General features: G+C 60.7%; 20 protein-coding genes. 11 read left to right on the top strand and 9 right to left on the bottom strand.

Annotation, left to right across the window (positions count from 1 at the left end):
* Positions 1-61: 61 nt before the first annotated feature.
* Both AC1RDQ_RS17280 and dinG read right to left on the bottom strand, forming a co-directional pair.
* Positions 62-2,554: a beta-galactosidase gene (locus AC1RDQ_RS17280; protein WP_492587771.1), complete on the bottom strand. Its 2,493-nt coding sequence runs from the start codon at positions 2,552-2,554 to the stop codon at positions 62-64.
* A 96-nt stretch (positions 2,555-2,650) separates the two neighbouring features.
* A complete protein-coding gene (gene dinG, locus AC1RDQ_RS17275) occupies positions 2,651-4,795 on the bottom strand; it encodes an ATP-dependent DNA helicase DinG (protein WP_492587770.1) in 2,145 nt (714 codons plus the stop codon).
* A gap of 99 nt (positions 4,796-4,894) precedes the next feature.
* On the opposite strand from dinG, the gene AC1RDQ_RS17270 reads away from it, so the two are divergent.
* Positions 4,895-5,359, top strand: a complete 465-nt coding sequence (locus AC1RDQ_RS17270) for a CopD family protein (protein WP_492587769.1) — start codon at positions 4,895-4,897, stop codon at positions 5,357-5,359.
* 153 nt (positions 5,360-5,512) lie between these two features.
* On the opposite strand, the gene AC1RDQ_RS17265 is transcribed toward AC1RDQ_RS17270, so the two are convergent.
* The 4 genes from AC1RDQ_RS17265 to AC1RDQ_RS17250 form a co-directional block, all read right to left on the bottom strand.
* On the bottom strand, positions 5,513-6,271 hold the full coding sequence (locus AC1RDQ_RS17265) for a hypothetical protein (RefSeq protein WP_090453531.1): 759 nt from the start codon (positions 6,269-6,271) through the stop codon (positions 5,513-5,515).
* On the bottom strand, positions 6,264-6,542 hold the full coding sequence (locus tag AC1RDQ_RS17260; RefSeq protein ID WP_057716119.1) for a DUF1145 domain-containing protein: 279 nt from the start codon (positions 6,540-6,542) through the stop codon (positions 6,264-6,266). Before AC1RDQ_RS17260 ends, AC1RDQ_RS17265 begins: the two co-directional genes overlap by 8 nt.
* Positions 6,543-6,690: 148 nt before the next feature.
* On the bottom strand, positions 6,691-7,398 hold the full coding sequence (locus tag AC1RDQ_RS17255) for a PA1041 family peptidoglycan-binding anchor lipoprotein (protein WP_057716120.1): 708 nt from the start codon (positions 7,396-7,398) through the stop codon (positions 6,691-6,693).
* A 91-nt stretch (positions 7,399-7,489) separates the two neighbouring features.
* The gene (locus AC1RDQ_RS17250; RefSeq protein ID WP_090453529.1) at positions 7,490-8,179 is read right to left on the bottom strand and encodes a PA1041 family peptidoglycan-binding anchor lipoprotein; all 690 of its coding nucleotides are present in this window, start codon (positions 8,177-8,179) and stop codon (positions 7,490-7,492) included.
* 189 nt (positions 8,180-8,368) lie between these two features.
* Between AC1RDQ_RS17250 and AC1RDQ_RS17245 the strand changes: the two genes are divergently transcribed.
* The 4 genes from AC1RDQ_RS17245 to AC1RDQ_RS17230 all read left to right on the top strand — a co-directional run bounded on the left by AC1RDQ_RS17245 (position 8,369) and on the right by AC1RDQ_RS17230 (position 10,135).
* A complete protein-coding gene (locus tag AC1RDQ_RS17245) occupies positions 8,369-8,866 on the top strand; it encodes a DUF6231 family protein (RefSeq protein ID WP_057716122.1) in 498 nt (165 codons plus the stop codon).
* 4 nt (positions 8,867-8,870) lie between these two features.
* Positions 8,871-9,347 (top strand): YchJ family protein, encoded by a 477-nt coding sequence (locus tag AC1RDQ_RS17240; RefSeq protein ID WP_492587768.1) that lies wholly within the window; start codon positions 8,871-8,873, stop codon positions 9,345-9,347.
* Between the two features lie 87 nt (positions 9,348-9,434).
* On the top strand, positions 9,435-9,926 hold the full coding sequence (locus AC1RDQ_RS17235) for an LEA/WHy family protein (RefSeq protein WP_492587767.1): 492 nt from the start codon (positions 9,435-9,437) through the stop codon (positions 9,924-9,926).
* Entirely contained in the window at positions 9,923-10,135 is a 213-nt protein-coding gene (locus tag AC1RDQ_RS17230) for an SEC-C metal-binding domain-containing protein (RefSeq protein WP_015093814.1), read from the top strand. Before AC1RDQ_RS17235 ends, AC1RDQ_RS17230 begins: the two co-directional genes overlap by 4 nt.
* 163 nt (positions 10,136-10,298) lie before the next feature.
* Here AC1RDQ_RS17230 and AC1RDQ_RS17225 read toward each other — a convergent pair whose 3' ends face one another.
* Positions 10,299-10,856: a cysteine hydrolase family protein gene (locus tag AC1RDQ_RS17225; RefSeq protein WP_150812934.1), complete on the bottom strand. Its 558-nt coding sequence runs from the start codon at positions 10,854-10,856 to the stop codon at positions 10,299-10,301.
* A 194-nt stretch (positions 10,857-11,050) separates the two neighbouring features.
* On the opposite strand from AC1RDQ_RS17225, the gene AC1RDQ_RS17220 reads away from it, so the two are divergent.
* From AC1RDQ_RS17220 to AC1RDQ_RS17195, 6 genes are all read left to right on the top strand, one after another.
* A complete protein-coding gene (locus AC1RDQ_RS17220; protein WP_492587766.1) occupies positions 11,051-13,501 on the top strand; it encodes a penicillin acylase family protein in 2,451 nt (816 codons plus the stop codon).
* Positions 13,502-13,853: 352 nt separating this feature from the next.
* Positions 13,854-14,636, top strand: coding sequence for a transporter substrate-binding domain-containing protein (locus AC1RDQ_RS17215; protein WP_057716127.1), 783 nt, complete (start codon positions 13,854-13,856; stop codon positions 14,634-14,636).
* Positions 14,637-14,692: 56 nt separating this feature from the next.
* Positions 14,693-15,421 carry an ABC transporter permease gene (locus AC1RDQ_RS17210; RefSeq protein ID WP_057716128.1) on the top strand — a complete coding sequence of 243 codons (729 nt, stop codon included), beginning with the start codon at positions 14,693-14,695 and terminating at the stop codon, positions 15,419-15,421.
* Positions 15,418-16,128, top strand: coding sequence for an ABC transporter permease (locus AC1RDQ_RS17205; RefSeq protein ID WP_057716129.1), 711 nt, complete (start codon positions 15,418-15,420; stop codon positions 16,126-16,128). The genes AC1RDQ_RS17210 and AC1RDQ_RS17205 overlap by 4 nt, the downstream gene beginning before the upstream one ends.
* A 26-nt stretch (positions 16,129-16,154) precedes the next feature.
* Positions 16,155-17,273: a succinylglutamate desuccinylase/aspartoacylase family protein gene (locus AC1RDQ_RS17200; RefSeq protein WP_218495053.1), complete on the top strand. Its 1,119-nt coding sequence runs from the start codon at positions 16,155-16,157 to the stop codon at positions 17,271-17,273.
* Positions 17,274-17,286: 13 nt separating this feature from the next.
* Positions 17,287-18,051, top strand: a complete 765-nt coding sequence (locus AC1RDQ_RS17195; protein ID WP_057716131.1) for an ABC transporter ATP-binding protein — start codon at positions 17,287-17,289, stop codon at positions 18,049-18,051.
* Positions 18,052-18,183: 132 nt separating this feature from the next.
* Here the strand turns inward: AC1RDQ_RS17195 and AC1RDQ_RS17190 are convergent, their stop codons facing one another.
* A complete protein-coding gene (locus AC1RDQ_RS17190; RefSeq protein WP_008052149.1) occupies positions 18,184-18,393 on the bottom strand; it encodes a hypothetical protein in 210 nt (69 codons plus the stop codon).
* 106 nt (positions 18,394-18,499) lie between these two features.
* On the bottom strand, positions 18,500-19,066 hold the full coding sequence (dcd, locus tag AC1RDQ_RS17185) for a dCTP deaminase (protein ID WP_007940589.1): 567 nt from the start codon (positions 19,064-19,066) through the stop codon (positions 18,500-18,502).
* Between the last annotated feature and the right edge of the window lie 65 nt (positions 19,067-19,131).

The following is a 19,131-nucleotide window of genomic DNA, read 5'->3' as shown; positions in this document are numbered from 1 at the left end:
AGATTTTGGGGTTGCTACGCAACCCAACGGGGGCAAGCCCCTCGCCACAGAGTTTCAGCTTTTAATGGCCTTTGCCGGAGTGCCCGCCAGCACCCTTCCCCGGCCCCTTGCCGTCCTCGGCCTTGCGGCCGCCCTCGGCGTCGTGGCTGGCTTTGTCGGCGGCGGCCGCAGCCTTCTCGGCCTCTTTGCCCAATTGCTCGACTGTCGCCTGGTTGCTTTTGCGCACGCTGTCGACAAAACCCTGGAACGGCAGATCAGTGATGCCCACCAACCCGAAGTGACCGTTTTCGCCGTCAAGCAGGCGCCCGGTGACCGGTTGATCGAGGTACTGGAACCAATGCACGCCAACAATCGACGGCTCGCTCAATGCCTGCTTGAGGAAGTTGGCGTACGCCGGACCGCGGTCTTCCTCCTTCACCAAAGGCGTAACGCCGCCCCAGAACGGGCCACGATCAGCCGAGCCGAAATTGAACTCGGTGATCAGTACCGGTTTGTCGAGACTGCGCAGCCTGGCGAAGTCGTAACCATCCTGGGGTTGCAAGGTGTACATGTTGAAGCTCAACACGTCGCAATACTGGGCGCAGGACTCCACGGCCTCCGGCGTGCTGATGGCGAAACGGCCGCCGAGCAATAGCTGGTTCGGTGCGTGCCACTTGAGCGAGTCGGAGATGGTCTTGAAGTAAGTGTCGGCAAAGACCTTCTGGAAGTATTTGAAGTCGGCTTCGATTTCCGGGTGCTCGGCGCTTGGCAACGGCGGCACGAATCCCGGATCTTCCATCAGTTCCCAGGCCGCCAGATCAATGCCCCAGGCTTTCGACAAGCCAGCCTGATTGCGGTACTTGTCACGCAGCTGCTTGAGGAATGCGCGCTTGGCCGGCACGTCGGTGGTCATTTTCAAGGTGCCGTAGGCCAAGGCATACCGGGCTTTCGGGTCATCCCCGGGACCGGCCCAGGCCAGTTCGTTGTCGGCGTAGTAACCGATCAACCACGGATCGTCACGATGATCGCGGGCGGCAATGGCCACGGCACGTTCGGTGGCCATGGCGAAACGCGGGTCGAAGGGGTCGGGCATGCCGCCCCACCAGTCGGTACCGGTGCTGATGCTGGCGTAGTCGCCGACGATCGACAGCGGCAAGGTGTAGGGCACGCGATCAGCGTCGCCCAATACGGGTGCGCTCCAGTTGCCAATGGTGTTGAAGCCCCAGGCCTGCAAGCGATCAAGGGTGTGACTGGCCCAACGTTGCTCGTCGAACAGCGGCTTGCACGGTTCGGCGGTTTTTTGCTCGGCGGCTTTCGCTACCGTCGCTTCAGTCCTGGCCGCTTCGGCGACACCAGACTCGGCAGTTGCAGGCACTACAGGTTGCTCCGCCGCCTTGGCCGCCGTCGCCTCAACTGCATCCGCCTTGGCCGCCGCGGCGACGCCCGCTTTGGTATCGCTGCCCTTCACACACGGGTCGCCATACAGGCGCTGCAGGTTGGCACCGTAGAAGTCGTACCAGCGACCGGCATTGTAGCCACGCCCTTGATCGGCACCGTTGCCGCCGCGGTTGTCGCCTTCGCCGTAGTGGCTGGCGAGTGCGTCATCTGCTTTGGGCAGGGATTCGAACATCCACTCACGACCGGCAACGTAGGTCGGGTTGACGTCTGCAGCGACGGTGTTAACCCCGAGCGAATAAAACGGATGGCCTTGCGGCGTCACCAGATACCAGCGTCCATCGCGTTTCTCGGTGCGGAAAAAGCCACTGGCCTTGAAGGACGGGCCTTTGGTCAAACCACCGAACTTGTCCAGGGAGGACTTCTCGCGCTCGGCCAGCCAGGTTTTCAGTTGCTGCTGCTCCTTGCTGGCGGCGCTTTTCAGTTGTTCGTCACTGCTGATTTTTTCCGGCCATTTGTTTCGGGTCGACTGGCCGTAGGCATCCACCAACCCGCCATACACGGCTTGGGTTATCGACTCACCGTCCTGCACACCAAAGCGCTCCAGCAGGATGCTTTGCGCGGCTTTGGGCTGGTCCATCGACAGGCTCACCGACACCACCCGGCTGCGATCCAGCTCACCGGCGCTGCTGGCCAGCAACACTCGCTGCCCCTCAACGGTCATCGGCATCGGCGGGCCAGCCTTCATGCCCTGGCTCAGCGGTGATGTCGCTTGCAAAGGCACCAACAGGGTTTGCGCAGGCCCCGCCGGCAGATCGACGCGGCTGACCAGTGTCTTGCCGTCGTTGCTCTGGATGGTCACGTACAGGGTCAAGGCCCAGTTCATGGCGCTCTGGATCCGCAGGCTCATGACGCCCGACTGCGACCAGTCCCAGGCGCCGCTTTGCGGGGTCAGGCGCAACGTCGGCCGGGCGACCGGGTTGAATGTCACCCGGCGCAGCACTTCGCCCTCGGGAGTTTGCTCGGCGTTGGATTGCGGCAGGCTGGCGTCCTGAGTCGCCACCTGGACCACGTCGGCGGGGCGCACAAAGTTGAACAGCGTCTGCTGGCTGGCGGGGGCGGCCAACAGCGGTGTTGCGAACAGCAGGGTAAAAACAGCAGGCAACGAACGGCAAATCATGAGAACGAAATTCTCCCTAACGACCTTCAATGGGCCAGTGGAAAAGCGATGGCAGAGAGATAGACAACGCGGCGGGCAAAACTGCCCACCGGTGCTTCAGGAAATTTCTCGACGGAACGGCGGCAACGCGTTGAGGATGGCTTTGCCATAGCGCTGGGTCACCAGGCGCCGGTCGAGCAAGGTGATGGTGCCGCGGTCTTCTTCGGTGCGCAGCAAGCGACCGCAGGCCTGGACCAGTTTCAGCGAGGCGTCCGGCACGGAGATTTCCATGAACGGATTACCGCCCCTGGCTTCGATCCATTCGGCCAGCGCCGCTTCGACCGGATCATCGGGTACCGAGAAAGGAATCTTGGCAATGACCACGTGCTCGCAATAGGCGCCGGGCAAGTCGACCCCTTCGGCGAAGCTCGCCAGGCCGAACAACACGCTGGAATCACCGCCATCGACCCGCGCCTTGTGCTTGTTCAGGGTTTCCTGTTTCGACAGGTTGCCCTGGATGAACACTTGCTTGCGCCAGTCGCGGTCCAGGCCGTCGAACACGTCCTGCATCTGTTTGCGCGAGGAAAACAGCACCAGCGTACCCCGCGAACCTTCGACCAGCTCAGGCAAGTCACGAATGATCGCGGCGGTATGCGCCGCTGCATCACGGGGATCGGCGTTCAGGTTCGGCACCCGCAACACACCGGCGTCGGCATGATGAAAGGGGCTTGGGACCACGGCGGTCACGGCTTTTTTCGGCAGGCCAGCGCGCATGCGAAAGCGATCGAAGGTGCCGAGGGCCGTCAAGGTCGCCGACGTCACCAGGCAGCCATACGCCACGTTCCACAGGTTGCGCCGGAGCATTTCCGCCGCGAGGATGGGGCTTGCATTGACCTCGATATCGAACAGCGAGCCGCTTTCGGCCAGGGTCAGCCAGCGCGCCATGGGCGGGTTGTCTTCCGGGTCTTCGACGGTGAAGGCGGTCCACAACTCCCAGTTGCCGGAAGAACGCGACAACAAGCTGCCGAACAGCGGATACCACTCCTCGGCCTGGTTGCTGGCGATGCCAATGTTGACCTCGCCGTCCATGCCTTCCTTGAGCAACTCGGTCAGGCGGGTGAACAGATCGGTCAGCCGTGCGAAGCCTTTCTTCAGCTCGATGCCCATTTCACGCATGTGCTCGGGAATCACCCCGCCGACGAATCGGTGACGCGGGCGCTCGCGGCCTTCGACGTCTTCGCCGGGTTTGAAATCGGCAATCTGCTCGCACGCGGTGAACATGAACTGCTGCTGGGTCTTGATCTCCCGCGCCAGTTCCGGCACCTGCTCGATCAACTTGCCCAGATCCCCCGGCAATGGATGCTGGGCCAGAAGTTTGGTGAGGTTCTTGGCGGTGGTTTCCAGCCAGTCGGCGGTGGAGCGCAGGCGCGTGTAATGGGCGAAGTGGCCGATGGCCTTGTCCGGCAGGTGATGGCCTTCGTCGAACACGTAGATGGTGTCGCGCGGGTCCGGCAGCACGGCGCCGCCGCCCAGGGCCAGGTCGGCCAGTACCATGTCGTGGTTAGTGACGATCACGTCGACCTTGCCCATGCCTTCGCGGGCCTTGTAGAAGGCGCACTGGCCGAAGTTCGGGCAATGACGGTTGGTGCACTGGCTGTGATCGGTGGTCAGGCGCGCCCAGTCGGCGTCTTCCAGGGCGGTGGACCAACTGTCGCGGTCGCCGTCCCACTTATTGCCGGCGAGTTTTTCGATCATGCTGGTGAACAGCTTCTGACTGGCCTCGTCGACCTCGATCTTGAAACCTTCTTCTTCGAACAACTGAGCGGTGGCGGTTTGCGCATGGCCTTCCTGGAGCAACATGTCGAGCTTGGACAGGCACATGTAGCGTCCGCGTCCCTTGGCCAGGGCGAAGCTGAAATTCAGCCCGCTGTTGCGCATCAGGTCAGGCAAGTCCTTGTAGACGATCTGCTCTTGCAGGGCCACGGTGGCCGTGGCGATCACCAGGCGCTTGCCGGCGGCCTTCGCCGTGGGAATCGCCACCAGGCTGTAGGCCACGGTCTTGCCGGTACCGGTGCCGGCTTCCACCGCGACAATCGCGGGGTCGCCACTGCGCCGGCCTTCGTCGTCGGTGTCGATGTCACCCAGGACCTTGGCGACTTCGGCGATCATCAGGCGTTGGCCGTAGCGCGGCTTGAGGCTCTTGGCTTCGAGAAAACGCGAGTAGGCGCCCTGGATCGTGGTTTTGAGTTCAGTGCTGATCATGGATTGTCGGGCGCAAAAAACGCTGGATAAATTTTCAGTAGTTCGGTTCGGTCGCTATCATACCCCGCTAATGAATCCCGCGCAGAACGGAGTAACCCAATGACACCTTTTAGCCTCATTTATAGCCTGCACGTACTGGCGGCCCTGGTCTGGGTCGGCGGCATGTTTTTCGCCTGGATGGTCCTGCGCCCCGCCGCAATCAAGGCACTTGAAGGCCCAGCCCGACTGAAGCTGTGGGTAGAAGTGTTTCAAGGCTTTTTCCGCTGGGTCTGGGTGGCGGTGGTGCTATTGCCAGTCAGCGGCGTGGGCATGCTGCACATGCAATTCAACGGTTTTGAAGCCGCGCCGCGTTATGTGCAGGTGATGATGGGCTTGTATGTGGTAATGACCGCGCTGTTCATCCGCATTCAGGCGCTGATGCTGCCGGAACTGCGCACCGCCGTGGCCGAGCAGGATTGGCCAGCCGGTGCAGCAGTGCTGGGACGGATCCGCCGGTTGGTGGGGATCAATCTGCTGGTGGGGTTGGCTTTGGTGGTGATTGCCGCGGCCCGGCCGATGTTATGATTCTGCCGAACTTTTGTGGCGAGGGGGCTCGCCCCCGTTCGGCTGCGAAGCAGTCGTAAACCAGACACCACTAACCTTCGCGATTGCCGGAAATGGGGCCGCTTCGCGGCCCAACGGGGGCAAGCCCCCTCGCCACAGGGCTTTCGGCGCTTCTTACAACCGCTGCACAGTCACCGAACCAGCGGCACCTTCAGGCCCAGGCTGACCATCAGCCCCGGGTTTACCGCTCTTGCCACCATCGGCCTTGTAAATCAGGCAGCCCTTGGCCTTGCCACCCGCGCCCGGTTTGCCGCCCGGGCCGGCCAGGCCACCGGCACCGCCAGCCACCTGAACCTTGATCCGGTCTGCCGGGAAGTCGTGCGGCACTGCCAGTTTGACCAGCGCCCCCGGTGCTCCCGGCTGACCGTTGCTGCCATCACTGCCATCGGCACCGCGACCGGCCTGACCCCATGTGCAGCCCGGTTCCTGGCCGTTACCCCCATCAAGACCAACGAACCCCGGTGCGCCCGCACCACCGCGAGCATCAACGGTCAATTGCGCTGCGTTCAGTGTCTTGATCTGCAAATCAAGGCTGCGCCCGGATCGAGCGGCCTTCTGGTAGGTCCCGGGTGAGCCACGGGAGGTGATCTGGCTGCCTTCGGACAAATCAGCGCGACGGACCTTCAGCGCCAGCGCCTGTTCCCCCGGCACGATGGCAATGCGCGCTTCACGCCCCAGATGCAATTCACCCACGGTGACTTCGGTGACGTTCGAAGGAATCAGCAAGGTGCCGTAATCGGCCACTTCCAGACGTTCCAGTTGCAGGGCGCTGGCGGTGTTGGGCAAGCGCATCAGCGAGTTGGGTTCGACACTCACCACCTGTGCGCAGGCCAATGGGCTGATGAGTGCGGCGAGCAGACAGAGTTTACGCATGGGAAGCCTTCGAAGCGGTGGGGGCTGGAATGGTTTGCAGGTGGAATACGCCGAAAATGACGATCTTCAGGCGGTCAAGCCAGGGATGGGCGCGACCTCGAAGGCTGCGATAGCACAGCAACGCTTCCAGAAGATGGATGAACCCCAACAGGCCGCCGGCCAGGTTGACCAACGGGTGCAGCGGAAAGACAAACGGTGTGAGCAGATTGACCAGCACTACCGCCCAGAACAGCAAGGTCAGTAATCGCCCCAGTCCCCATATGAATTTCATACGCGCCCCCGATGAGAATTATTGTTTGCGCGCACAGTAACGGCTTCCACGCGGGATAAGCCAGAGGGCAACGGAAAATTCTTCATGGAGGCCGCCGAACGGCCGTCGCAGCGATCACACCAGTCGCTCGACGGCTCTATCTCTTGGCTCAGCGGTTTATATGCAGTTCCACGCGACGGTTTTTCGCACGGCCTTCTTCTGTTTCGTTGTCGGCAATCGGTTGGCTCTCGCCCTTGCCTTCACTGGTGATTTTGTTCGGCGCCACACCCTGGCTCAACAGGTATTCCGCCACGCTGCTGGCACGCCGCTCCGACAAGGCCTGGTTATAGGCATCCGAACCGACACTGTCGGTGTGGCCGACCACCTTGATGCTGACCACATCGGCATCCTCGAACTTGCTCATCAACGCATCCAGTTGACTCTTCGCCGTCGGGGTCAGCTCGGATTGATTGAAGACAAACAGTACATCGCTCAGAGTAATGACTTCGGATTGCGCAGGCTCGACCTGGACGCTGTCCGGGTACTGCGGCACCACGCAACCGCGATGGTCGACCGGGGTATTGGCAGGGGTATCAGCGCAACGGTCGCGTCGGTCGAAAACGCCGTCGCCATCTTCGTCGCCATCCTGGGCATAGCAGATCAAGCCGCCGGACAAGATACCCAGCGCCGCCCCACCCGCAGCCCAGGCACTACTCTCGATTGCGCCCAGACCACCACCGACCAGACCGCCGATGAGGCTGCAAATTGGCCAGGTGCGTTGATTGAGGGGGGCGGTGCCATCGCTGTGGGTCGCGCAGCCGGTCAAGAGGCTGCCAAGTAGCAGAACCGGCAAGACGGTCCTTGTGAGAACGATCATGTTGAAAGCTCCTGTGTCCCCGGCCAATACCGGTTACACAGGAGTAAAGACCCGCATCCGCGACTGCACAAGGCGCGGATGCGAGGGGGGCCTAACGCTGGATTTTGATTTCGGTACGGCGGTTCTGTGCACGACCGTCAGCGGTTTTGTTGTCTGCAACCGGCTGGCTTTCACCGGCACCGACAACCGACACGAAGTTGCTGCGAGGTACGCCTTGATCGATGAGGTATTCAACCACCGAGTGGGCGCGTTTATCCGACAGTTTCTGGTTGTAGGCGTCGCTACCCACGCTGTCGGTATGGCCGGTTACGGTCAGTTGAGCAGTCGGGGCTTCGGCTTTCAGGCGAGTGGCAATCTTGTCGAGTACCAGTTTGTCGGACGAGGTAAGCGTGGCTTTATCAAACTGGAAGTGGACATCGCGAATGACGATGGTTTCTTCCTGGACCACAACCGCTTCTTCGACCACAGGCGCAGGTGGCGGGCAACCGTTGGCATCGACCTGAACGCCTTTAGGCGTGCCTGGGCACTTGTCGCGACTATCCGGCACACCGTCGCCGTCTTCGTCGCCATCACCGTGCACCCAGCAATAAGCCGCTGCCGTACCGCCGACGAGCAGAGCACCATACCCTGCCCATGCCGAGCTTTCGGTCGCTCCGAGGCCCGCACCCACGACACCACCAACAGCCGCACAGGTCGGCCAGTCGGTTTTCTGCAAACCTGCGCAACCAGTCAAGACACTGGTTAGCAGAACCAAGGGTAATACTGTCCGAACTATGCTCATCTAGTTTTCTCCTGAAGGATCGGCTTAGAACCGATTCAGGTAGTAAAGACCCGAGTTTTAAACTCCGCCAGCAATAGGCCATGCTGTTTATTCGCGTATTAACGGCAGCTTGGCGCTTTTGTCGCCAAGGCGCTCTAGGCCCGAACGTAAGGGCAGGCTAGTCTTGGCAGATCTGATTGAGGATCTTCGATGACTGCAGGTATTTCTTCACGCACGCCACAACAGGCACTGGCCGCGTTACTCGACCGATATGCCCCCACACGTCTGTTGTTGATCGGCGCCAGCGAGTTCCCGGCACTGGAGGCTTTCAAACTCGCTCACCCGGACAGCTGCGTCGCTTTCGCCGCCCCCGGGCCGTTGCCCGACGAGTTGGCGGCCCGCCGTTTCGACCTGGCCCTGGTGGTCGATTGCCTGGAGCATCTGCCCAAGCGCGACGGCCTGAACCTGCTGGGTGGCATCCGCAACCTCAACGCCAGCCGCATCGCGGTGCTGGCGGATCTGCCGGCCTGTGGCTGGCAGGAAACCGACTTTTTCTCCCTGGCCCTGCAAGCCAGTGAACGCTTCCAACGGGACGAACAGGTCCTGACCCTGTTTACCTACGATCTGCTTGAATACAAACAAGTCCCCGACTGGCTCAATTCGCGCTTCTGGGCCAATCCGGAAAACTTCGGGAAATACTGGTGGTAATGCAATGAGTACATCCATTTGCCCTTGCGGCAGCGGCACCCTGCTCGACGCCTGCTGCGGTCACTACCATGCCGGACACCCGGCGCCGTGCGCGCAAACCTTGATGCGCTCACGCTACAGCGCTTATGTGCTGGGGTTGGTCGACTATCTGGTGGCCACCACCCTGCCCGCCCAACAGGCTGGCCTGGACCGTCAATCGATCAGCGACTGGAGCGCGCAAAGTACGTGGCTGGGCCTTGAGGTGGAAAGATCCGAAGTGCTGGGCGGCCAGCCTGAACACGCTTTCGTGACCTTCACCGCGCGCTGGCACGACAGCAATGGCGAGCACAGTCATCGAGAGCGCTCATCGTTCGTACAGAACGCCGGGCGCTGGTATTTCATCGACCCGACCGTGCAACTCAAACTCGGGCGCAATGACCCTTGCCCGTGCGCGAGTGGGCAGAAGTTCAAGAAGTGTTGTGCGGGGTACTTCAGCAGCTAGTACATGGAATGACTGACCACCACGCAGGAGCTGTCGAAGGCTGCGATCCTTTGGGTCTAGACTGGAGCTCAAGGGAGAAACACCACGATGATCATCCGCCGCTGCGCACTCTGTCTGCTCACCTTGTTCCTGACACTGGGACTCGGCGGCTGTGCCTCGTGGTTCGACGACTTGCCGGACCCCGAGGTCCATCTGGTGAAGATCGAGGTGGTCAACGCCAAACTGCTGGAACAGAAACTCCTCCTGCATTTTCGCATCGACAACCCCAACGACAGCGACCTGACCGTGCGCGGTCTGGAGTACCGCGTTCACTTGGGCGACATACTGCTGGCCGACGGCGAGTACGAACACTGGTTCACCATCAGCCCCAGGCACAGCGCTTACTTCAAGGTACCGATCCGCACCAACCTGTGGTCCAAGGTCCGTGATCTGGCCAAACTGCTGAAAAAATCCGATCAACCCATTCCCTATCGTCTGGAAGGTGAACTGGAAACCGGTATATTCATCACCCACTACGTGCACCTGACGCGCAATGGCGTGATAATCGCCGCCGATTTAATTCCGGAGCAACACCGATGACCCAGCAACCCCATGTCCACGGCCCTGACTGCAATCACGATCATGATCATGACCATCACCACCATGATCACGACCACGGCCATGTCCACGGTCCGAACTGCGGCCACGCTCACCAGGAACCGGTGCGCAATGCCCTGAAAGACGTCGGCCGCAACGATCCGTGCCCATGCGGCAACGGCAAGAAATTCAAGAAGTGCCACGGCGCTTGATGCTTCGGGCGAAGACTTGCTTCGCCTGTTGAATCGTCTTCGCGAGCTGATCTGTGCTGTGAATTCAATTCCCTTGCAGGAGCCAGCTTGCTCGCGATGGACTGTCAGTCGACATCTGTGTAGCTGATACACCATCGCGAGCAAGCTCGCTCCTACAGGTTTTTCAGTCAGCCGTTAAGACACATGCGGTGCTGACAACCGTCGCATACTCACCGTGCAAATTCCCCAGCGACATCGCATGCACCACTTCGGCGCTATGGGCTTGGCCAAAGAAATCAGCCTTGTCGAAGGTAAAGCACGCATCCTCGGCCACCCACGTATCAAACCCCAGGTTGCCCGCGGTACGCGCCGTGGACTCCACCGAGTTGTGGGTCGCGACACCGACGATGATCAACTGCCCGATCCCCGCCTCGCGCAACTGCGCCTCCAGCCCCGTCGAACAAAACGCATCCGGCACCTGCTTCTGGATCAAGCGTTCACCGGCCATTGGCTCAAACCGTTCCTGAAACTCCACCCCCGACTGCTGCGGCCAGAACACCGAGTCCTCCGAGCGCGACAGGTGCTGCACATGGATCACCGGCCTAGCGGTGCATCGCCAATGGCCAAGCAAGTCCAGCATGCGCGCTTCGGCCTCTGGATTATTCCTGCGGCCGAGCCTGGGATGCAGGATGCCCTTTTGTTGATCGATGATGATCAGTGCCGCGTTTGCCTTGAGCTCCATGCCGACTGTTCTCTTGAATTGTTGAGCGTTTCGCACTTCAACATCCCCCATTGCGACTGACAAGACTGCGATCTTTCCGGTTTATCAGACAAATCCTGAAATAACCTTGTACCCCGCTTGCGCGGCCACCTCCCGCTCACTAACGTAGCGCCTTTATTGCGCGCCGCCGCCTCTACCCCCGCAGGAGCTTTGCCATGGCCTCGCCAGCCCTTACTCATTTTCTACCCCGGTTCGGCGTTGCCGCAGCAGTGGCCGGTGTGTTGAGCCTGACCGGTTGTCAGAACTTCAACGCCCAGGACACCCTCCCGCCGACCTCCGGCGTACAACCACTCAAGGGCCTGGCGCAGAGCGTTTCGGTGCGCCGCAATGCCATGGGCATGCCGCTGATCGAAAGCAACAGCTTCCACGACGCGCTGTTCACCCTCGGTTACGTGCATGCCAGCGACCGCATCACCCAGATGGTCACCCTGCGCCTGCTGGCCCAGGGCCGTTTGGCCGAGATGCACGGTGCGGACCTGCTGGATGCCGACCGTTACATGCGGGCGGTCAACCTGAAGAAAAGTGCTGGCGAGCTGTACAAGGCCTCTTCACCGCGCCTCAAGCGTTTCTTCGAAGTCTATGCGCGCGGGGTCAACGCCTACCTGTTCCGCTACCGCGACAAACTGCCGGCGGATCTGGCAGCCACCGGCTACAAGCCTGAGTACTGGCAGCCGGAGGATTCGGCGCTGATTTTCTGCCTGCTGAACTTCAGCCAGTCGACCAACCTGCCGGAAGAAATTTCCTCGCTGGTACTGGCACAGACCGTCACCACCGACAAACTTGCATGGCTGACGCCGTCGGCTCCCGACGAAAAACTGCCGGTCGCCGAAAGCGAAAAACTGCAAGGCTTCAAGCTCAACGGGCAAGTACCGGGGCTGGCCGAACTCAGCAAAGCCACGGGCCAACTGTCGGACCTGAACCTGCTGGGCGCCACTTCGTCGAACAACTGGGCCATCGCCCCACAACGCAGCCGCAGCGGCAAGAGCCTGCTGGCCAGTGACAGTCATGGCCCGCTGGGCGTGCCTTCATTGTTCAGTTACGTGCAGATTCGCACGCCGAAGTATCAGGCATCCGGCGTGACCATCGCGGGTCTGCCGATGGTGCTTGGAGGTTTCAACGGCAAGGTGGCGTGGAGCATGACGTCCGTGATGGGCGACAATCAGGACCTGTTCCTGGAGAAGATCAAGCGCCAGAGCAACGGGCTTACCTACGAAAACGCCGGGAAGTGGCAGCCGGCGATCGTGCGCAACGAAACCTATTTCGTCAAAGGCCAGCGGCCGATTCGCGAAGCGGTGTACGAAACCCGCCATGGCCCGCTGCTCAACAGCGCCCAGGGCACCACGCTGGCCAATGGTTTCGGCCTGGCCTTGCAGACGCCGAACTTCACCGACGACAAGACCCTGGACGCGCTCTTCGACCTGTCCCGCGCCCAGAGTGTCGAGAAAGCCTCGGATGCCAGCCGCGAAATCCGCGCCATTGCGATGAACCTGGTATTCGCCGACGCGAATCACATCGGCTGGCAAGTCACCGGCCGCTACCCGAACCGTCGCGAAGGCGAAGGCTTGCTGCCCTCGCCGGGCTGGGAAGGTCGATACGATTGGGACGGTTACGCCGACCCAATGCTGCACCCGTACGATCAGGACCCGGCTCAGGGCTGGCTCGGCACCGCCAACCAGCGGGTCATTCCCCATGGCTACGGCATGCAGCTGTCCAATTCCTGGGCCGCTCCGGAGCGCGGCGAGCGCCTGGCCGAACTGGCCGGTGCAGGCAAACACGACAGCCGCAGCCTGATCGCCATGCAATACGACCAGATCACCACCTTCGCTGCCAAGCTGAAGAAAATGTTCGAAGCGCCGGGTATGGCCCAGCCACTCAAACAAGCCATGGACGCCTTGCCGGCGGCCGATCGCGCCAAGGCACACGAAGCCTACAGCCGCTTGATGGCGTTCGACGGCAAGCTCGGCCCGACCTCCACCGATGCGGCCATCTACGAACTGTTCCTGCAGGAAAGCACGCGGCAGATCTTCCTCGATGAACTGGGCCCGGAAAGTAGCCCGACGTGGAAAGCTTTTGTCGCCGACGGCAAGTTGTCCTACGCGGCCCAGGCCGATCACCTGCTCGGGCGTGAGGACAGCCCGTTCTGGGATGACGTGCGCACCGCACAGAAAGAGGACAAACCGGCCATCCTCGCCCGCAGCCTCGCCGCCGCGATCAGCGCCGGCGACAGTCAGTTGGGTGGCGATCACAAAGCCTGGCAATGGGGCAAACTGCATCGCTATGAATGGAAAAACAGCAGCGGCCAGACCGTACGCGGACCGTTGCCGGCCGGTGGCGATCACACCACTCTCAACACCGCCGCCTTCGCCTGGGGCCAGGACTTCAACACCACGCTGGCGCCAGCCATGCGCTTTATCGTCGACTTCGGCCAGTCCGAACCGCTGATGGCGCAGAACGGCACCGGCCAGTCCGGCAACCCGGCCAGCCCGAACTACCTCAACAGCATCGAGCCGTGGTTCAAGGGCCAGTACATGAGCCTGCCGATGCAGCCGCAGAACTTCGACAACGCCTATGGCAAGGCGCGGTTGACGCTGACACCCGGTAAATAACCCAGCCCTTTACTTGCCCGCGATAGCGGTCTGACATTCAAAATAGAGGTTGAATGTTGAATCGTAATCGCGGTTGCGCTGACTCAAGGACAAGTCATGTAACGAGGTGGAGTGCCCGGCCCTGCGAAACCTGCTCGGTCAATCCGTTCTTTTGTGGCGAGTTGATTTGGTGCACCCATTTCCCTGCGCCCGTTTTCGTGCATAAATCTGTCTCCGGCCATTTCCAAGTACCTAAATAAAACGCTTGTTCGGCACTCTGGTTCGGAAATTGCTACTTTCAACAGGTCTTACGCTTTCCAGTAACAATAATTCTGCGCCACAAGCGCTCATATTGGTTTTTAGGGATTGAATAATGAAAAAAGCATTGCTGACCCTTTCTGCACTGGCGTTGTGCATGGCGGCTGGTTCCGCCATGGCGAAGGAGTACAAAGAACTGCGTTTCGGCGTTGACCCTTCCTACGCACCGTTCGAATCGAAAGCGGCCGATGGCAGCCTGGTAGGCTTTGACATCGATCTGGGGAACGCGATCTGCGCCGAACTGAAGGTCAAGTGCAAGTGGGTCGAGAGTGACTTCGATGGCATGATTCCGGGCCTGAAAGCCAATAAATTCGACGGCGTGATTTCGTCGATGACCGTTACCCCGGCCCGTGAAAAAGTCATCGACTTCTCCAGCGAGTTGTTCTCCGGCCCAACCGCCTACGTGTTCAAGAAAGGCTCCGGCCTGACCGAGGACGTCGCCTCGCTGAAGGGCAAAACCGTAGGCTACGAGCAAGGCACCATCCAGGAAGCCTACGCCAAAGCCGTTCTCGACAAGGCCGGCGTGAAAACCCAGGCCTATCAGAATCAGGATCAAGTGTATTCCGACCTGACTTCCGGCCGTCTCGACGCAGCGATCCAGGACATGCTGCAAGCCGAACTGGGCTTCTTGAAGTCACCAAAAGGTGAAGGCTACGAAGTCAGCAAGCCAGTCGACAGCGAACTGCTGCCTGCCAAAACTGCGGTCGGTATTAAGAAAGGTAACACCGAGCTGAAAGCACTTTTGGATAAAGGTATCAAAGCGTTACACGATGATGGCACCTACGCCACCATTCAGAAGAAACACTTTGGCGATCTGAATCTGTACAGCGGCAAATAATGCCCGGCGCCCATCTCTCGATGGGCGCTTTTTTCATCCGATCAGGTTGCTGATTTATGTTCGAAACCTTATTAGAAAATCTGGGGCTCTCTGCCTTCAGCCTCAAGGGCTTCGGTCCGCTGCTGATGCAAGGCACCTGGATGACGATCAAGCTGTCGGCGTTGTCGCTGTTGCTGGCCGTGCTGCTCGGGCTGCTCGGCGCCAGTGCCAAGCTGTCAAAAGTCAAACTGATGCGCGTGCCTGCCCAGCTCTACACCACACTCATTCGCGGCGTTCCGGACCTGGTCCTGATGCTGCTGATCTTCTACAGCCTGCAAACCTGGCTGACCTCGTTTACCGATTACATGGAATGGGAATACATCGAGATCAACCCGTTCAGCGCCGGGGTCATCACCCTGGGCTTCATCTATGGTGCGTATTTCACTGAAACCTTCCGTGGCGCGATTCTCGCCGTCCCACGGGGTCAGGTCGAAGCGGCCACCGCCTATGGTCTCAAGCGCGGCCAGCGTTTCTGGATCGTGGTGTTCCCGCAGATGATGCGTTATGCCCTGCCGGGTATCGGCAACAACTGGATGGTGATGCTCAAGGCCACGGCCCTGGTGTCGATCATCGGCCTCGCCGACCTGGTCAAGGCTGCCCAGGACGCCGGTAAAAGTACCTATCAGCTGTTTTATTTCCTGGTGCTTGCCGCGCTGATCTACCTGGTGATCACCAGCGCGTCCAACGTCATCCTGCGCTGGCTCGAACGTCGTTACTCCGCCGGGACCCGGGAGGCCGTACGATGATCGAACTCCTGCAGGAATACTGGAAACCCTTCCTCTATAGCGACGGCAACAACATCACCGGCCTGGCCATGACGATGTGGTTGCTCAGCGCTTCGATCTTCATCGGTTTTATCGTGTCGATCCCGCTGTCCATCGCCCGTGTATCGCCGCACTTCTACATCCGTTGGCCGGTGCAGTTCTATACCTACCTGTTCCGTGGCACGCCGCTTTATATCCAGCTATTGATCTGTTACACGGGGATCTACAGCCTGGCCGCCATTCGGGCCCAGCCCGTACTGGACGCGTTCTTTCGCGATGCGATGAACTGCACGATCCTGGCCTTCGCCCTGAACACCTGCGCCTACACCACGGAGATCTTCGCCGGGGCCATCCGCAGCATGAACCACGGCGAAGTCGAAGCGGCCAAGGCTTACGGCCTGACCGGCTGGAAACTGTATGCCTACGTGATCATGCCATCGGCCCTGCGTCGCTCGTTGCCGTACTACAGCAACGAAGTGATCCTGATGCTGCACTCGACCACCGTGGCCTTCACCGCGACCATCCCGGACGTGCTCAAAGTTGCTCGGGACGCCAACTCGGCGACTTTCCTGACCTTCCAGTCGTTCGGCATCGCCGCGCTGATCTACCTGACCGTCACTTTTGCGCTGGTCGGCCTGTTCCGCCTTGCCGAACGCCGATGGCTGGCCTTCCTCGGGCCGACCCACTAGGCCTCAACCTGCTTCAGGAACAACAGATGCGCCACCAGAAACATGACCTGCTGGCCCCGCTGCCGGGGACCGCGAGACAGATCCACAGCTTTCACTTCGGCCCTCAATCGGCCAACGGCAAGATCTACATCCAGGCCTCCCTGCACGCCGACGAAATGCCCGGCATGCTGGTGGCCTGGCACCTCAAGCAACGCCTGGCGGAGCTGGAAGCCGCCGGGCGCCTGCGCAGCGAAATCGTGCTGGTGCCCATCGCCAATCCGGTGGGCCTGGAACAGGTGCTGATGGATGTGCCGCTGGGTCGCTACGAGCTGGAAAGCGGCCAGAACTTCAACCGCTGGTTCGTCGACCTCAGCGAGGAAGTCGGCAACGCGATCGAAGGCAAGCTCGGTGACGATCCGCAGCACAATCTGCAATTGATCCGCAGCAACCTGCGCGACGCGCTGGCCCGGCAGACCGCCGGCACCCAATTGCAATCCCAGCGCCTGACCCTGCAGCGACTGGCCTGTGACGCCGACATGGTGCTCGACCTGCATTGCGATTTCGAAGCGGTCGCGCACCTCTACACCACACCTGAAGCCTGGCCGCAGGTCGAGCCGCTGGCCCGTTACATCGGCGCCCAAGCCAGCCTGCTGGCAACCGATTCCGGTGGCCAGTCGTTCGACGAATGCTTCACCCTGCTCTGGTGGCAATTGAAGGATCGCTTCGGCGAGGACTTCGACATTCCGCCGGGCAGTTTTTCGGTGACCGTCGAACTGCGCGGTCAAGGCGACGTCAATCACCCGCTGGCCAGCCTCGATTGCCAGGCGCTGATCGATTACCTGATCCATTTCGGCGCGATCGCCGGCGAACCCGCGCCCCTGCCCGACCTGCCCTATCCGGCGACACCGCTGGCCGGTGTTGAGCCGGTGGCCACGCCCGTCGGCGGCCTGCTGGTATTCACCGCGCGGCCGGGACAGTACCTGGAAGCCGGCCAACTGATCGCCGAGATCATTGATCCGGTCAACGATCTGGTCACTCCCGTTCATTGCGCCACAGCCGGGCTGATGTACGCCCGCTCGCTGCGCCGCATGGCCACTGCCGGCATGGTGATCGCCCACGTCGCGGGCACCGAAGCCTATCGCAGCGGCTATCTACTTTCGCCTTGAGGATGCACGCCCCATGTACAAATTGACCATCGAAGGCCTGCATAAAAGCTACGGCGACCATGAAGTCCTCAAAGGTGTTTCGCTCAAGGCCAAAACCGGCGACGTCATCAGTCTGATCGGCGCCAGCGGCTCGGGTAAAAGTACCTTTCTGCGCTGCATCAACTTCCTGGAACAACCCAACGATGGCGCCATGAGCCTCGACGGGCAGAACATCCGCATGATCAAGGATCGTCACGGCATGCACGTGGCCGACGCCAATGAACTGCAGCGGATTCGCACCCGTCTGGCCATGGTGTTCCAGCATTTCAACCTGTGGAGCCACATGACGGTGCTGGAAAACATCACCATGGCGCCGCGCCGGGTGCTGGGCTGTGACAGGAAAGAAGCCGAGGATCGCGCCCGGCGCTACCTCGACAAAGTGGGGCTGGCCCCCCGTGTGGCTGACCAATACCCGGCATTCCTGTCCGGCGGTCAGCAACAACGGGTAGCGATTGCCCGCGCACTGGCCATGGAGCCGGAAGTCATGCTGTTCGACGAACCGACCTCGGCGCTGGACCCGGAACTGGTGGGTGAAGTGCTCAAGGTGATCCAGGGCCTGGCCGAAGAAGGCCGGACCATGATCATGGTGACCCACGAAATGAGCTTCGCCCGCAAAGTGTCGAGCCAGGTGTTGTTTCTGCACCAGGGCCTGGTGGAGGAAGAAGGCGCACCGGAAGAGGTGTTGGGCAATCCGAAAAGCGAGCGGTTGAAGCAGTTCCTCAGCGGCAACCTGAAGTAACACCTGACAAAAAACCTGTGGGAGCGGGCTTGCTCGCGAATGCGGTCTGACATTCAACATTTGTGTTGTCTGGCACACCGCTTTCGCGAGCAAGCCCGCTCCCACATTTTTTGATCTGTAGTGTCTGGATTATCAGACTACTGGCGCAGGCGGCGGCTCATCCGGCAGCGTAGGCTCGCCCGGCTCATTGGGCTGTTCGTTCGGGGTATCAGGATCAGGCTGGCCGGGAATGCCCCCTGCCATGCTGACGGGCGGGTGTGCCAACAAGGACCAGGCCAGAACGCCAACCTGATTGGGTTCAAGCCTTGCCAGTTCGGCACTGATTCGCGGATCGATCTTCATTCGGCACTCCTGAGCGATGACCCGACCCACCTTGCGCGGATCGGAACAGTACACCCATAGAGTGTACGCCCGCTCAGGAATTCCCGGCATTTGCCAGACGGTTGACTCAGGTGCGAGGCAGGGTCACGCCACGCTGGCCCTGATACTTGCCGCCACGGTCCTTGTAGGACACTTCACACTCTTCGTCAGACTCAAGGAACAGCATCTGTGCCACGCCCTCGTTCGCGTAGATTTTCGCCGGCAGATTGGTGGTGTTGGAGAACTCGAGGGTCACGTGACCTTCCCACTCAGGCTCGAGCGGTGTGACGTTGACGATGATGCCGCAACGCGCATAGGTGCTTTTACCCAGGCAAATGGTCAAAACGTTACGCGGAATGCGGAAATATTCGACGGTGCTGGCCAGGGCGAAGGAGTTCGGCGGAATGATGCACACGTCGCTGTGGATGTCGACGAAGCTGCCGGCATCGAAGTTCTTCGGGTCGACGATGGCCGAATTGATGTTGGTGAACACCTTGAAATGATTGGTGCAACGCACATCGTAGCCGTAGCTCGACACGCCGTAGGAGATCACACGGCTATCGTCGCTGCCGCGCATCTGGCGCTCGACGAATGGCTCGATCATGCCGTGTTCCTGCGCCATGCGGCGAATCCACTTGTCCGATTTGATGCTCATGGCGGGTGTCCTGAATAGCGAGGTCGAAAAATTCTGTCCGGCATCTTACCGGGCGCGCCGCCGGG

The organism is Pseudomonas sp. GW823-FHT02E01, from assembly GCF_058797535.1.
This window is presented reverse-complemented; position numbering and strand designations above follow the sequence as displayed.